Raw genomic sequence first — 14435 nt, 5'->3', positions numbered from 1 at the left:
CGCCCCTTTATTTATCCCGGATTTTTACGTTATGTCAGATCGCGACACGCTTTTTTCTGCGCCTATCGCCAGTCTGGGCGACTGGACCTTTGATGAACGGGTGGCTGAAGTCTTCCCGGATATGATCCAGCGCTCGGTCCCCGGCTACTCTAATATCATCTCCATGATCGGCATGCTGGCGGAACGTTTTGTTCAGCCGGACACGCAGGTCTACGATCTGGGATGTTCGCTGGGCGCAGCCACGCTGTCGGTTCGTCGTAATATTAAGCACGACGGTTGCAAAATTATCGCCGTCGACAACTCACCGGCCATGGTTGAACGCTGCCGGCGCCATATTGACGCCTGGAAAGCCCCGACGCCGGTAGAAGTGGTCGAAGGCGATATCCGCCATATCGAGATTAAAAACGCCTCGATGGTGGTGCTGAATTTTACCCTGCAATTCCTGGTGCCCGAAGACCGTCAGCTGTTGCTGGACAAAATTTATCAGGGGCTGAACCCTGGCGGCGCCCTGGTGCTGTCGGAAAAATTCAGTTTCGAAGATGCCACCGTCGGCGAACTGCTGTTCAACATGCACCACGATTTCAAACGTGCCAACGGCTACAGCGAGCTGGAGATCAGCCAGAAGCGCAGCATGCTGGAAAATGTGATGCTGACCGATTCGGTTGAAACCCACAAAGCCCGTCTGCACAAGGCGGGTTTCCCGCACAGCGAGCTGTGGTTCCAGTGCTTCAACTTTGGCTCCCTGGTAGCGCTGAAAGGCGGTAACGCATGATTGATTTCGGTAACTTTTATCAGCTGATTGCCAAAAACCACCTCTCCCACTGGCTGGAAACCCTGCCCGCGCAGATTGCCGCCTGGCAGCGTGAATCCCTGCACGGCCAGTTTAAGCAGTGGAAAAATGCGGTGGAATTTCTGCCAGAGATGACGCCCTATAAGCTCGACCTGCTGCACAGCGTTACCGCCGAGAGCGAACAGCCGCTGAGCGAAGGCCAGATGCTGCGTCTCGAAAACCTGATGCGCAACCTGATGCCGTGGCGCAAAGGGCCGTTTTCTCTCTACGGCATGCAGATCGATACCGAATGGCGTTCAGACTGGAAGTGGGAGCGCGTGCTGCCGCACCTCTCTGATTTAACCGGACGCACCATTCTGGATGTCGGCTGCGGCAGCGGCTATCACATGTGGCGTATGATTGGCGCAGGCGCCCATCTGGCGGTAGGCATCGATCCGACCCAGCTGTTCCTCTGCCAGTTCGAAGCGGTGCGCAAACTGCTTGGCAACGACCAGCGCGCGCACCTGTTGCCGCTGGGGATTGAGCAACTCCCGGCGCTGGCCGCGTTCGACACTGTCTTCTCGATGGGCGTGCTTTACCATCGCCGCTCCCCGCTGGAACACCTCTGGCAGCTGAAAGATCAGCTGGTCAACGGCGGTGAGCTGGTGCTGGAGACGCTGGTGGTAGAAGGGGATGAGAACACCGTGCTGGTGCCAGGGGATCGCTATGCCCAGATGCGTAACGTCTACTTTATTCCGTCGGCGCTGGCGCTGAAAAACTGGCTGGCGAAGTGCGGTTTTATCGATATCCGCATCGCGGATGTCTGCCCTACCACTACCGACGAACAGCGCCGCACCGAGTGGATGACCACCGAATCTCTGGCCGAGTTCCTCGATCCGAATGACAGCAGCAAAACGATTGAGGGTTATCCGGCTCCGGTTCGCGCAGTGTTGATTGCTACCAAGCCGTAATTTATGCCGGGTGGCGGCTGCGCCTTACCCGGCCTACAAAAACGGTGCCGTGTCGCCGGAAAATGCATAAAAAAAGACCCCTGTTGAAATTGCAGGGGCCTGGTACAAACAAGCATCATATTGGGCGACATGATGCGCGGTAAAAACTGTTTTAGCGACAATAGCGTGCAATTATCGCCTTCATCTCTGCAACCGACTCTCCCTCGACGCCGTAGCGGGAATATTCATCCGCGTCGGCATCCGTCGACATCGACAAGCCTGTGTTGCGATAGCGCATGGGTGACGGTAGCCACTTCCCTGCCGAGCTGTGCAACTCTTCCACCCCTGCCCGTAAAAACGTCTCCAGATTGGCGGCGCGAACGCCAGCACCCGCCATTATTATTGGAACACCTGATTGGGCTTTTAGTTCCTTAATTAATGAAATACCTTTTTCGGCGGAGGCGTGTTGACCCGAAGTCAGCACGCGCGCAACCCCCAGTTCCGCGAGATTTTCAAAGGCTTGCCGCGGATTTACACACATATCGAAGGCGCGATGAAAAGTTACCGCCATTCCCTTCGCAGCAGCCATAATCTGGCGCATGCGCGGCATATCGATATGACCATCTTCATTCAGCAGGCCGATGACCAGCCCCGAGAAACCCAGCGCCTTAACGAGGGCGATATCCTCCAGCATGGCGTTAAATTCGCCGCTGCTGTAGCAAAAGTCCCCGCCGCGGGGTCGAATAATCGGGTGAACCGGAATGCTCACCGCCTGACGCACCGATTTCAGCACCCCATAAGAGGGAGTCAGCCCGCCCTCTTTCGGAGCGGCACAGAGTTCAATACGATCGGCGCCATGCGCCTGGGCGGTCACGGCGCACGCCATGCTGTAACAACAGATCTCCAGCAATGCCACGAAATCTCCTTATAACCTGTTGGGTTTTGCATCATGCCATGCCGCTTTCCCCGCGACACGGCGTTACCTCACAACTCTTTCGCTTTATTGTTCGCTGGCGACAATCTCTTCGATTGTCCAGGGGTGAAACTTCACCGTCACGCTGCCGTCGGTAACCGCCAGGGTCGGATTTGGCAGGCGCTCGCGCTCCCCTTTTGGCGAGCTGGTTTTCACAAAAATGCCAGGCTGGCTTAAGCCCTCATCAGAGAGCAGCGCCAGGGCGCGGGCATTCAGGGTATCCGGGTCGCCGGGGAGGACGATCTCAATATGCTCCCAGCCTTCGTGGGGGTAGCGTTTTTCACCCGGCCACGGCAGCTCAACCACCGTAAAGCGCCAGTGGGCGACGCAGACGGGTTCATGCAGCTTAAAGAGGCAGATAGGACGGCCATTGATGATGTTCTCCGAGAGCAGTTCGCCGCACTGCTCAAACCCTCGCCGCCAGCGCTCCGCCGTGGCATTCTGATGGCAGCGCAGGGAGATGTGGTCCGCCGCGAGCGGAGCGATATCCAGACCCAGGCGAGCGGAAAGCGCCGCAAAGGCGTCAGTGAAACGCGGTAAATCGGCTGCAATATCCTGCAGGTCGTCAATAGATTGCCAGTTCGCCATCATCAGTACTCTTATCGTCATGCAAAAGCGTTAATTTACTCTGTTGCTGGCCTGCGACCAACCGCTGTTTTGAGCCAGTGCTGACGGCAACGGGCAATTGCAGTATACTCCCGGCCTAAATTCGTTAACGGGCGCGGCAACGTGATGCGCGCGTCAAAAATGTAAGGTATCCCGGTGAATATTCAGGCTCTTCTCTCAGAAAAAGTCAGTCAGGCACTGATTGCTGCAGGCGCACCTGCAGACTGTGAACCGCAGGTTCGTCAGTCCGCGAAAGTACAGTTTGGCGACTATCAGGCTAATGGCGTGATGGCCGTAGCGAAAAAACTGGGCATGGCGCCACGACAACTCGCAGAGCAGGTTCTGTCCCATCTGGATCTCAGCGGTATTGCCAGCAAAACCGAAATCGCCGGACCGGGCTTTATCAACATTTTCCTCGATCCTGCCTTCCTGGCGCAGAACGTCGATGCCGCGTTGCAGTCCGATCGTCTGGGTGTGGCGCAGCCGCAGCCTCAGACCATCGTCGTTGACTACTCTGCCCCGAACGTGGCGAAAGAGATGCACGTCGGCCATCTGCGCTCCACCATCATCGGTGATGCCGCGGTACGCACCCTGGAGTTCCTCGGCCACAACGTAATCCGCGCGAACCACGTCGGCGACTGGGGCACCCAGTTCGGGATGCTGATCGCCTGGCTGGAAAAGCAGCAGCAGGAAAATGCCGGTGAAATGGCCCTGGCGGACCTCGAAGGCTTCTACCGCGATGCGAAAAAGCACTACGACGAAGATGAAGCCTTTGCCGAGCGCGCCCGTAGCTACGTAGTGAAACTGCAGGGTGGCGATGCGTACTTCCTTGAGATGTGGCGCAAGCTGGTGGACATCACCATGTCCCAGAACCAGATCACCTATGACCGCCTGAACGTCACCCTGACCCGTAAGGACGTGATGGGTGAAAGCCTTTATAACCCAATGCTGGCCGGTATCGTGGCCGATCTGAAGGCCAAAGGCCTGGCGGTCGAAAGCGAAGGCGCGACGGTGGTGTTCCTTGATGAGTACAAAAACAAGGAAGGCGAACCGATGGGCGTCATCATCCAGAAAAAGGATGGCGGCTTCCTCTACACCACCACCGATATCGCCTGCGCGAAATACCGCTACGAAACCCTGCATGCGGATCGCGTCCTCTATTACATCGACTCCCGTCAGCACCAGCACCTGATGCAGGCGTGGACCATCGTGCGTAAAGCGGGCTATGTACCGGACTCCGTACCGCTGGAGCACCACATGTTCGGCATGATGCTGGGTAAAGACGGCAAGCCGTTTAAAACCCGTGCGGGCGGCACCGTGAAGCTGGCGGATCTGCTGGACGAGGCGCTGGAGCGTGCCCGTCGTCTGGTAGCGGAGAAAAACCCGGATATGCCTGCCGATGAGCTGGAAAAACTGGCCAACGCCGTCGGCATCGGTGCAGTGAAATACGCGGATCTCTCCAAGAACCGGACCACCGACTACGTTTTCGACTGGGATAACATGCTGGCGTTCGAAGGTAACACCGCGCCGTACATGCAGTATGCCTACACTCGCGTGCTGTCTGTCTTCCGTAAGGCTGACATCGATGAAAGCGTACTGGCCCGGACGCAGGTGACCATCACCGAAGATCGTGAAGCGCAGCTGGCGGCGCGTCTGCTGCAGTTCGAAGAGACGCTCTCCGTGGTCGCCCGCGACGGCACCCCGCACGTGATGTGTGCCTACCTGTACGATCTGGCGGGCCTGTTCTCCGGCTTCTACGAGCACTGCCCTATCCTCTCTGCCGAGAGCGAAGCGGTGCGCAACAGTCGCCTGAAGCTGGCGCAGCTGACGGCGAAGACCCTGAAGCTGGGTCTGGATACCCTGGGTATCGAAACCGTCGAGCGTATGTAACATCGGTGCCTGGTTAACGCCTGATGGCGCTTCAACCGGTTATCGCAATAACACAAAACCCGGCGCAAGCCGGGTTTTGTGTTTGTAGCCCCGGTAAGCGTAGCGCCACCGGGGAGTGCAGTGGTCAAAAATACTTGCGCAGATACTCCGTCAGACAGAGGATTGCCATCGCCTGACCATACGGCATTGAGGTCAACGGGATCTGACGATAGAACGCCAGATCGCTGCCCATGCCGGTACCGAACGAGGTTTGCAGCAGTTCCCCTTCCGGGGAGATGTTCTTCACGATCCCGCGAATGGCTCTCTCCGCCACCTCCGCATATTCGGCTCCCACATAGCGCTTGCGTACCGCTTTCAGGATCCCGTAGCTGAACCCGGCGGTGGCTGAGGCCTCAAGATAGGAGTTGGGATCGTCGAGCAGCGTATGCCACAGGCCGCTCTCATCCTGACACTTCGCCAGGGCAGCAATCTGCGCGTTCAGCACCTGCACCAGATAGCGGCGCACGGCGTTATTTTCTGGCAGATCCACCAGCTCAAGGAAATCAGGAATAACGATCGTCAGCCAGCTGTTGCCGCGCGCCCAGCGGGCGTTGGCAAAGTTGTGGTGGCCATCGTAGTTCCAGCCGTGGAACCAGAGCCCGGTCTCCCGATCCATCAGGTTCTGCACGTGCAGCAGGAACTGATAGACCGCCTCCTCAACATAGTCGGGTTTATTGAGCAGTTTACCAATCTTCGCCAGCGGCAGGACGGTCATCATCAGGGTGTCGTCCCACATCTGCTGGTGGTTCTCCTCCGCCAGGGTGATGTGCTGCATACCGCCGTGATCGGTGCGCGGCATCTCGTTCATCGCCCACTCCGCCCAGCTCTCCAGCCACGGTAGCCAGGCCGGGTTGCGCGTCTCTTCATAGCGATATGCGAGGGTCAAAAACGGCGACATGGTGTTGACGTTTTTGGTGGTGGCCCCTTCGGCAAAACGCTCGGCAAACCAGCTGTCGATGATATCGCGCATCGCTTCATCCCCGGTCTGGCAGTAATACTGCCAGATACCGTAGAGACCAACGCCGTGAGTCCACTCCCAGCCCGCCCAGCCTTTGGTGTCGATTACCCGCCCGTCGTCCAGCCGCAGTAAAAACTCGCCGGTTTTATCGTGAATGTTCACCAGGTTATGCGTCACGTTTTGGATCAGCGTTTTCAGTTCATCTCTGGCGATAAAACGCTCTGGCTGACGCAGTAACGGGCTATGTTTGACAGGCCAAACCTTCATAATCTTAACCTCTGTTGTATGTCGAATTCAGTGGAGCACGTTCTTTCAGGGACGGTGCAGCGGGTTTATTGCGGTTCAGATAGCCGATGTTGTTGTTTCCCCACAGGCAGTCGTAAGGCATACCGGCCAGCATCTCAACCGTGGCGCGGGCCTGCGGCGTGGCGGCCTCCGGCATCGCGCGGCCAGATTCACGCATTTTGGCCGTCTCTTCACGCAGCGTACTGTGCGTCTGTAAATTCAGCTTAAAGCGCAGCGACACCAGGAAGCCGCAGGTCAGCACCAGGATAGTGCCCACGCTCAGGATCATCAGAATGGTGTGGCTTACCCCTTCCGGCTGCACCTTCTGGCCGCTGACAAAGCCAGACATCTGCATGACGATACCCACCAGCATGATGGCTCCCGCCTGGGACGCTTTACGGGTCAGAGTCATGATCCCGGCGAAGATCCCTTCGCGGCGCTGGCCGGTGATGACTTCATCCACGTCAGCGATATAGGTGTAGGTGTTCCACGGCACATAGTTGATCCCACCGCGACCCAGACCCGCCAGGGCAGAGACCAGCAGCAGCAGCGCGTAGATGTCGCTCATACCGGCGTAATACAAACCGGCATAGGAGAGCGACGCCAGACCAAACAGCACCACCACCATGCGGTACGACGGTGCCGGTCCAAAGCGGATGCAGAGCGGGATCATCGCGATAACGGCCAGGAACTGGAAGATAGCCATGGTGCCCAGCAGATTCGAGGCCATAGAAGCTTCCTGCATCAGCACAAAGACCACGTAGTAGGTAAAGACGGCGTTGAACACATCCTGGGCGATGTAGCCCCCAAGGTACATCCCCAGGTGCTGGCGGAAGATTTTGATCCGCAGGGTAGAGCTCAGCTCAACGAACAGACGGTTCAGGCTCTGGCCGAGGGTCAGTTTTTTCTTCTCCTCTTCGGCGCGCAGCGCGGCTTCGCTCCACTCTTCACGCGGACGTTCCCAGGTGAAGAACCAGACGAAGGTCAGCATCAGGGCGCACAGCACCGAGAAGACCAGGCTGGCATAGAAGAAGGAGATGGCGTTGTCTTTACCAAAGTGGGTTAACAGAATACCCGGCAGGAACGAGGCCAGAATCGCCGACATCTGCGCCATAGAGATACGCGCGCCGGAGAACTTGGTTTTCTGCTTGAAATCGTCGGTCATCTCCGGCACCAGCGTTTCGTATGGAACCAGGATCATGGTGTAGACGATATCGAAGATCAGATAGGTCAGCAGGTAGTACCAGAAGCCCATATCGCCGACCCACATCAGCGAGTAGCTGAAGACGCAGGGGATGCCGAGCAGAATAAAGAACTTGCGGCGGCCAAAGCGTTTGCCAAGCCAGGTGGTGCCAAAGTTATCGGTCAGGAAGCCCATCAGCGGACTGACGACGGCATCCAGAACCCTTGCCGCCGCAAAGATGAAGGTAGCCTCAATCGGCGTGAGGCCACAGAAGGTGGTGTAGAAATATAATAGCCAGGCAGCGGTCAGCGCTGTGGTCCCTGCCCCGAGAAAATCACCCGATCCGTAAGCAAGATAGTTCGCGAGTCCAATTTTACGTGTTTTCATTACCGTCGACCCTGTAAGTTTTAGATGACTCCCGGTTAACGCGACGCCAACGGGAGTGACTAGACGGTTACAGTAAGAGTATCGCTTACTGGATACCTTTCTGTTTCTGCCACCGCCAGGCGGCAACTGGCAAAAATGCAAAGAGAATTACTACGCGTGTCACTGTTTTATAAAACAGCGTTTCTTTTGCTTCAAAAGGAGGGGTCAGTTTTGCGAGCCAGTCATCAGAATAGCCTGATAACTGGCGAAAAAGCGATCACTAAACGGTCTGTTCAGAGGGTTGTGTTGGTAAGCAGCAAAGCCAGAGAATAGAGATAGCCGCTAATACATTTAGCGTAATCGTGATGAACGCCGTCACCTGCTCTGCAGAGTGATTATCTACCGGGATAAGCATAACCTGATGAATACCCGTCAGAATGAGCGGCAGGATCAGCAGAATGAAGAGTAGCGCCCCGCCAAACCACCACCCCGATTTTCCTGCATCGTGCATTCGGCGGATACGCAGTGAGACGACTGATACGAGCAAGATTACCGGGGCAAGCGCCCTGAGCGGAAGCCAGACAAACCAGGCCCACACCAGTATCATTCCCCCGCGGCCGGTACGATCGGCAATCAATGCTATGAGAAAGCAATAACTCAGTGCGGCAATAAAGAGAACAATCGCTATATTAATGACGATAAATAACCAAAACTCTCTTCTTGTCGCTCGCCCCTTATAGACGAACGCCTTTTTCCAGCCGTCGAAATAACAATCCTTAATACTTTTATGCATACCTTCATCCTTTTAAAACACTATCCCTGAGTGATTAAAGCATTACTTATTTAATTTTCCTGAGATGATTACCGAACTGACCTTTAGCGCCTCTGAAACCAGCAATAAAAATAACGCCACCGCGACGTTCCCCGGAGTAATCCATTTCATAATCCAGGGTAAAAAGGTGAGAGACGGCACAACCACCAGCAGGCGCAAGGGGGTCTGCGCAGCTACCAGGTAGCCGACCTTATTCCATGCGGTAAGGAGAAACAGGGCAGAAAAAACAATGGACAGGGTTGTTATCATTGACAAAACAAAGAGAATAAGAAGCCAGTAGCTGCCACCCTGTTCTGAATAAAGCGCGTTAAAATTGATAATATCATCAACGAAAGGAATACGCCCCTGGGTACTACTCTTCCAGACATAGGTTGCCAGATATAAAACATCCATACCCCCCCAAAACATGCATACTTGCCGAAAGCTCAATTTCATACCTGCTCCCTTTTGCATTATTGCGTTCCATCATTGATATGTATATTACATTATCTCAGCGCGTAGAGTATATTCTCCGGATGTTGACTTCCAGAGCTATTCTCTTAATGAAAAGAGTGAGGGAAAAATTAACAGGGCAAGAAGAGCAGGAAAAATAACGAAGCCTGTGGAATGACACCCCCATTCCGTTCGGGCGAACGGAATGGAGTCAGAGGGTTAGCGGTAGTTCACAATCACTTCGTTACGCTGGACCTTCAGGGCCGGGATGAGGCGACCACCGCCGGGGACTTCCCAGATAAAGCGCAGCGGCTCGACGGCGGGCACGTTGTTGAACGCATGGGTCGTGCCGCTGGCCCCATCCAGTTCGGTACAGCGCGTCTGGGAACAGAGCCGCACCCGCAGCCCAGCGGGGGTCGGGCCATTCAGCTCATAGCGCCAGGCCACCAGAGTCATCAGGCCCGATACCGGCTGCTGCGCCGACAGTGGGCGTGACGAAGCCGCCACGCCACGGTGGGCAAGGGTCAGGCCGATACTGCTGGCCTGCCATGCCCCCTCCCCTGCGGCCTGCGCCATCAGCGGCAGGGCCAGTAACCAGAGTAATTTACGCATTACTGGCCTCCGATGGTGGCGGTCATGCGGATATGGCGGTTGTCCGACAGTTCCATATTCGACAGCACGACCAGCTGCGACAGGCTGCGGCGCAGGAAGCGCGAGAGCAGCGGACGCAGGGCGTGATTCACCAGCAGCACCGGTGGCGCCCCCAGCATCTCCTGACGCTGCAACGCCTCCTGGGTTTGCGCCAGCAGACGATCCGCCAGCCCCGGCTCCAGCCCGCCGCCGCCCTGCAACGCCTGCAGCAGCAGACGCTCAAGCGGCGTGTCGAGTCCAATGACCTGCACCTCGCCGGTACCCGGGAACCACTGCTGAGTGATGGCGCGGCCTAACGCCACGCGCACCACCGCCGTCAGCTCGTGCGGATCGTTCTGCAGCGGTGCATGCTCGGCCAGAGTCTCCAGAATGGTGCGCATATCGCGAATCGGCACTTTCTCGTCGAGCAGATTTTGCAGCACCTTGTGCAGCGTGGTCAGGGTCAGGACACCCGGCACCAGATCTTCGGTGAGCTTCGGCATCTCCTGAGTGACGCGATCCAGCAGCTGCTGCGCCTCCTGGCGGCCGAACAGCTCTGCGGAGAACTGACCAATCAGGTGGTTAAGATGAGTTGCCACGACGGTACTGGCTTCCACCACGGTATAGCCCTGGATCTGCGCCTGCTCTTTCAGGGCACTTTCGATCCAGATGGCGGCCAGGCCAAAGGCCGGATCGATAGTTTGTTCACCCGGCAGCGTACCCGCCGCGGTGCCAGGGTTAATGGCCAGCCAGCGCCCCGGATAGGCATCTCCGCTGCCGATCTCCACCCCTTTCATCAGAATGCGATAGCGCGCAGGAGGCAGATCCATGTTGTCGCGGATATGCACCACCGGCGGCAGGAAGCCCATGTCCTGGGCGAATTTTTTACGAATACTGCGGATACGTCCCAGCAGTTCACCATCCTGCTGGAAATCGACCATCGGGATCAGGCGGTAGCCCACTTCCATGCCCAGCGAATCTTCCAGCTGGACGTCGTTCCAGGTGGCTTCCACCGCCTGGGTGTTTTCCGGCATTTTCACCGGAGCAGGCTCACTCTTCGGTTTGGCTTCGCGTCCGCGTAGCCACCAGGCCAGCCCCAGCAGTGCGGCGGTGAACAGCAGGAAGACGAAGTTCGGCATTCCCGGCACCATGCCCAGCAGGCCAAGTACCGCGGCAGAGAGCATCAGCACGTTCGGGTTGTTGAACAGCTGCCCGACCATCTGCTCGCCGACGTCCTGATCGGTGGCGACGCGGGTTACGATCACACCGGCTGCGGTGGAGATCACCAGCGCCGGGATCTGGGCGACCAGACCGTCACCAATGGTCAGCAGCGTGTAGCTCTCTGCTGCCTGGCCCATAGCCATTCCGTGTTGCAGCACGCCCACCAGCAGGCCGCCGATCACGTTGATCACCATGATCAGAATACCGGCAATGGCATCGCCGCGAACGAACTTACTCGCACCGTCCATCGAGCCGTAGAAGTCCGCTTCCTGGGTCACTTCGGCACGGCGTTTTTTCGCTTCATCTTCGCCAATCAGACCGGCGTTAAGATCGGCGTCAATCGCCATCTGTTTACCCGGCATCCCGTCCAGGACGAAACGCGCGCCAACTTCTGCGATACGCCCCGCACCTTTGGTGATAACCATGAAGTTGATGATCACGAGGATGATAAACACCACGATCCCGATGGCGAAGTTGCCGCCGACCAGGAAGTGGCCAAAGGCCTCAACCACCTTACCTGCCGCCGCGCCGCCGGTATGCCCTTCCATCAGAATGATACGGGTGGAGGCGACGTTCAGCGCCAGACGCAGCAGCGTGGTGAAGAGCAGGATGGTCGGAAACGCGGCGAACTCCAGGGTGCGCTGGGTGAACATCGCCACCAGCAGCACCATAATGGAGAGCGCAATGTTGAAAGTGAAAAGCAGGTCGAGGATGAATGCCGGCAGCGGCAACACCATCATCGACAGGATTAGCAGGATGAGGATCGGCCCGGCAAGGATCTGCCATTGAGTCGATTTCAGGTTGCCGGGGAGGCGCAACATTGCCACCAGATTAGCCATCAGAGTCCTTCTCGTTCATAAAATCCAGCGCGGCAGGCACCGGGAGATTCTCAGGTTTGACAGGCCGTTGACCACCGGCAAGACGCCAGCGTTTCAACTGCCATACCCACGCCAGCACTTCCGCGACTGCGGCATAGAGCTGGCCCGGGATCTGTTGTCCTATTTCCGCATGCCGGTAGAGCGCACGCGCCAGTGGCGGCGCTTCCAGCATCGGGATACGGTTTTCATTACCAATTTCGCGGATGCGCAGCGCGATAAGCCCCGCCCCTTTCGCCACCACTTTAGGCGCGCTCATTTTGTTTTCGTCATATTGCAGCGCAACGGAGTAGTGGGTTGGGTTGGTGACAATCACATCCGCTTTCGGTACATCTTCCATCATCCGGCGACGTGCGGCGGCACGCTGCATCTGGCGAATACGCCCTTTGACGTGCGGGTCACCTTCCATCTGCTTATGTTCATCCCGGATGTCCTGGCGGGACATGCGCAGTTTTTTAATGTGGCTGTAGATCTGGAAGAAGACGTCAAATCCGACCATCGGGATAATCGAGAGCACCACCAGCAGCGAACAGAGCCCCACCAGATTGAGCGCGTTGCGCATGGCGGTGAACGGCGACTCGCTGATCAGGCGCATCATCTCCGGCCAGTTATGCCAGATAAAAAATCCCGCCACGCTGCCCATCAGCGTCGCTTTCATCAACGCCTTTAGCAGTTCGGCGGCGGTCTGCGCGGAGAACATTCTCGCGATACCAGGCAAGGGGTTCAGCTTGGAGAATTTAAACTGCAGCGATTTCCCGCTGAACACCAGCCCGCCCAGCATCACCGGCGATACGATAGCCACCAGCACTACGCCGGTGATTAACGGCAGCAGCGCGACCATCGCGCTTTTGATCAGCAAGATAATCTGGCTGAGGATCAGGTTAGGGTCGTTGACCATGCTGTGATCGAAGCGCAACCCGGCCGAGAGCATGCCGGCCAGTCTGCGGGCAAGGGACTCCCCGCCTATCCAGATAATGCACACGCCAACCAATAAAATCAGCAGCGAGGTGAGTTCTCGGGATCGGGGTATTTGCCCGTCCTCACGCGCTTTTTCAAGTCGGTGGGGTGTGGGGGCTTCTGTTTTGTCGTCGCTGTCTTCTGCCACGGCAAGCATCTCGCAGGTAGAGGTCTGGACGATATGATGCCAAAGCCGCGCCTGACCAATGCGTTAATTAGGGGCGTGAAAAGGGCTGATTTAGGGCTTTCACCTGTGACAGGGAAAATGGAAGAACAAAACGCCACCTTTACAGGTAGCGTTTTTGCCTGGCGGCGCTTCGCTTGCACAGGCCTACCGGAACCGCGCAATATGATGATATTGCAGGTTTTGTAGGCCGGGTAAGCGCAGCGCCACCCGGCAATGCCAGCAAAACGCAGGTTATCAGAACCCTAAGCTGTCCAGCAGGTCGTCCACCTGGTCCTGGCTTGCCACGACACCGGCTTTGGTGGTGTCGAGCTGGGGGCCATTCAGCAGGCTTTCGTTTTCGCGTTGTGGACGTGCGGAAGGTTCCGGCATGTTCTCCAGCAGCACCATTAACAGCTGACGCTCAATCTCCTGGATCACGTCCATCATGCGCTTGATCACTTGACCCGTAAGGTCCTGAAAATCCTGCGCCATCATGATGTCCAGCAGTTGGGCATTAGTGAAGCTGGTATGGTCCGGCACCGCTTTCAGGTAGTGACGAGTATCGGTCACCAGTTCGCGGGCGTCGGAGAGTTCGATCGGATTTTCGAACCATTCGTCCCAGCGTTTGGTCAGCGCTTTTGCGCCCTTTTCCATCTCGTCCTGATGCGGCTGTGACGCTTCAACACTGTTCAGCGCACGCTCTGCCGCCTGGGCAGTCATCTGTACAACATAATCCAGACGGTCGCGGGCATCGGGAATCGCTTCCGCCGCTTCCGCAATCGCCTGATCCAGGCCCAGCTCACGCAGGCTGTCGCGCAACATACGCGTCAGGCTGCCGATGCGGGCAATTATGTCGCCGGGTGAATGCTCATCCGTAGGTTTAATCGAAGGCTGCATCATCTCCCGTACCTCACATGCCGAGTTTCTCGAAGATCTTACCGAGTTTTTCTTCCAGGGTTGCCGCGGTGAATGGTTTCACCACATATCCGCTTGCGCCAGCCTGTGCCGCAGCAATGATGTTCTCTTTCTTCGCTTCAGCCGTCACCATCAACACAGGCATAGAGGCCATCGCGGCATTCGCACGAATGGTTTTCAGCAGTTCCAGACCATCCATGTTCGGCATGTTCCAGTCGGAAATAACAAAACCAAAGCCGCCGGCATTCAGTTTGTTCAGCGCATCAACGCCGTCTTCTGCTTCTTCTACGTTATTAAAACCCAGCTCTTTAAGCAGGTTGCGCACGATGCGACGCATGGTGGAAAAGTCATCCACAACCAAAAACTTGAGCTCTTTGTCCGCCATAAA

The 14435-nt window shown here is 56.9% G+C and carries 14 protein-coding genes; 3 read left to right on the top strand and 11 right to left on the bottom strand.

All coding sequences use genetic code 11. The annotated features are described in order from the left end of the window. The first annotated feature begins 31 nt into the window (after positions 1–31). Together cmoA and cmoB are read left to right on the top strand one after the other, a co-directional pair. Positions 32–772 carry a carboxy-S-adenosyl-L-methionine synthase CmoA gene (gene cmoA / locus B3X29_RS17580; RefSeq protein ID WP_103180071.1) on the top strand — a complete coding sequence of 247 codons (741 nt, stop codon included), beginning with the start codon at positions 32–34 and terminating at the stop codon, positions 770–772. Then, complete coding sequence (gene cmoB / locus B3X29_RS17575) at positions 769–1740, top strand: tRNA 5-methoxyuridine(34)/uridine 5-oxyacetic acid(34) synthase CmoB (protein ID WP_290560222.1); 972 nt, start codon at positions 769–771, stop codon at positions 1738–1740. The genes cmoA and cmoB overlap by 4 nt, the downstream gene beginning before the upstream one ends. A 151-nt stretch (positions 1741–1891) precedes the next feature. Here the strand turns inward: cmoB and cutC are convergent, their stop codons facing one another. Together cutC and B3X29_RS17565 are read right to left on the bottom strand one after the other, a co-directional pair. Beyond that, positions 1892–2635, bottom strand: a complete 744-nt coding sequence (gene cutC / locus B3X29_RS17570) for a copper homeostasis protein CutC (protein WP_290560219.1) — start codon at positions 2633–2635, stop codon at positions 1892–1894. An 84-nt stretch (positions 2636–2719) separates the two neighbouring features. Next, positions 2720–3280 (bottom strand): VOC family protein, encoded by a 561-nt coding sequence (locus B3X29_RS17565; protein WP_156655500.1) that lies wholly within the window; start codon positions 3278–3280, stop codon positions 2720–2722. 174 nt (positions 3281–3454) lie between these two features. Between B3X29_RS17565 and argS the strand changes: the two genes are divergently transcribed. After that, positions 3455–5188, top strand: a complete 1734-nt coding sequence (argS, locus tag B3X29_RS17560; protein WP_103180075.1) for an arginine--tRNA ligase — start codon at positions 3455–3457, stop codon at positions 5186–5188. Between the two features lie 124 nt (positions 5189–5312). Here argS and B3X29_RS17555 read toward each other — a convergent pair whose 3' ends face one another. The 9 genes from B3X29_RS17555 to cheY all read right to left on the bottom strand — a co-directional run bounded on the left by B3X29_RS17555 (position 5313) and on the right by cheY (position 14432). Then, positions 5313–6452: a glycoside hydrolase family 88/105 protein gene (locus B3X29_RS17555; protein WP_156654802.1), complete on the bottom strand. Its 1140-nt coding sequence runs from the start codon at positions 6450–6452 to the stop codon at positions 5313–5315. Positions 6453–6456: 4 nt separating this feature from the next. Next, on the bottom strand, positions 6457–8040 hold the full coding sequence (locus tag B3X29_RS17550; RefSeq protein WP_159339520.1) for an MFS transporter: 1584 nt from the start codon (positions 8038–8040) through the stop codon (positions 6457–6459). Positions 8041–8299: 259 nt separating this feature from the next. Beyond that, on the bottom strand, positions 8300–8812 hold the full coding sequence (locus B3X29_RS17545) for a DUF805 domain-containing protein (RefSeq protein WP_159339521.1): 513 nt from the start codon (positions 8810–8812) through the stop codon (positions 8300–8302). 42 nt (positions 8813–8854) lie between these two features. Next, positions 8855–9304 (bottom strand): hypothetical protein, encoded by a 450-nt coding sequence (locus B3X29_RS17540; RefSeq protein WP_159339522.1) that lies wholly within the window; start codon positions 9302–9304, stop codon positions 8855–8857. A gap of 198 nt (positions 9305–9502) precedes the next feature. Then, positions 9503–9895, bottom strand: coding sequence for a flagellar protein FlhE (gene flhE / locus B3X29_RS17535; protein WP_103180080.1), 393 nt, complete (start codon positions 9893–9895; stop codon positions 9503–9505). Next, positions 9895–11973, bottom strand: coding sequence for a flagellar biosynthesis protein FlhA (gene flhA, locus B3X29_RS17530; protein WP_103180081.1), 2079 nt, complete (start codon positions 11971–11973; stop codon positions 9895–9897). The genes flhE and flhA overlap by 1 nt, the downstream gene beginning before the upstream one ends. After that, entirely contained in the window at positions 11966–13114 is a 1149-nt protein-coding gene (gene flhB, locus B3X29_RS17525; RefSeq protein ID WP_159339523.1) for a flagellar biosynthesis protein FlhB, read from the bottom strand. The genes flhA and flhB overlap by 8 nt, the downstream gene beginning before the upstream one ends. A 273-nt stretch (positions 13115–13387) precedes the next feature. Continuing rightward, positions 13388–14032, bottom strand: coding sequence for a protein phosphatase CheZ (gene cheZ, locus B3X29_RS17520; RefSeq protein ID WP_103180082.1), 645 nt, complete (start codon positions 14030–14032; stop codon positions 13388–13390). A 10-nt stretch (positions 14033–14042) separates the two neighbouring features. Next, complete coding sequence (cheY, locus tag B3X29_RS17515; RefSeq protein WP_032611971.1) at positions 14043–14432, bottom strand: chemotaxis response regulator CheY; 390 nt, start codon at positions 14430–14432, stop codon at positions 14043–14045. Between the last annotated feature and the right edge of the window lie 3 nt (positions 14433–14435).

It is taken from the genome of Leclercia sp. UBA5076 (assembly GCF_002416465.1).
Classification (GTDB): domain Bacteria; phylum Pseudomonadota; class Gammaproteobacteria; order Enterobacterales; family Enterobacteriaceae; genus Enterobacter.
Note: the sequence above shows the minus strand (reverse complement) of the source record. Positions and strands in the feature narration are given on the sequence as shown.

Excerpts from the sequence above, each read along its gene's own strand:
- cmoA (WP_103180071.1), top strand. The coding sequence starts at position 32 with ATGTCAGATCGCGACACGCTTTTTTCTGCGCCTATCGCCAGTCTGGGC.
- cmoB (WP_290560222.1), top strand. The coding sequence starts at position 769 with ATGATTGATTTCGGTAACTTTTATCAGCTGATTGCCAAAAACCACCTC.
- B3X29_RS17565 (WP_156655500.1), bottom strand. The coding sequence starts at position 3,280 with ATGGCGAACTGGCAATCTATTGACGACCTGCAGGATATTGCAGCCGAT.
- B3X29_RS17555 (WP_156654802.1), bottom strand. The coding sequence starts at position 6,452 with ATGAAGGTTTGGCCTGTCAAACATAGCCCGTTACTGCGTCAGCCAGAG.
- B3X29_RS17550 (WP_159339520.1), bottom strand. The coding sequence starts at position 8,040 with ATGAAAACACGTAAAATTGGACTCGCGAACTATCTTGCTTACGGATCG.
- B3X29_RS17545 (WP_159339521.1), bottom strand. The coding sequence starts at position 8,812 with ATGCATAAAAGTATTAAGGATTGTTATTTCGACGGCTGGAAAAAGGCG.
- B3X29_RS17540 (WP_159339522.1), bottom strand. The coding sequence starts at position 9,304 with ATGCAAAAGGGAGCAGGTATGAAATTGAGCTTTCGGCAAGTATGCATG.
- flhE (WP_103180080.1), bottom strand. The coding sequence starts at position 9,895 with ATGCGTAAATTACTCTGGTTACTGGCCCTGCCGCTGATGGCGCAGGCC.
- flhA (WP_103180081.1), bottom strand. The coding sequence starts at position 11,973 with ATGGCTAATCTGGTGGCAATGTTGCGCCTCCCCGGCAACCTGAAATCG.
- cheZ (WP_103180082.1), bottom strand. The coding sequence starts at position 14,032 with ATGATGCAGCCTTCGATTAAACCTACGGATGAGCATTCACCCGGCGAC.
- cheY (WP_032611971.1), bottom strand. The coding sequence starts at position 14,432 with ATGGCGGACAAAGAGCTCAAGTTTTTGGTTGTGGATGACTTTTCCACC.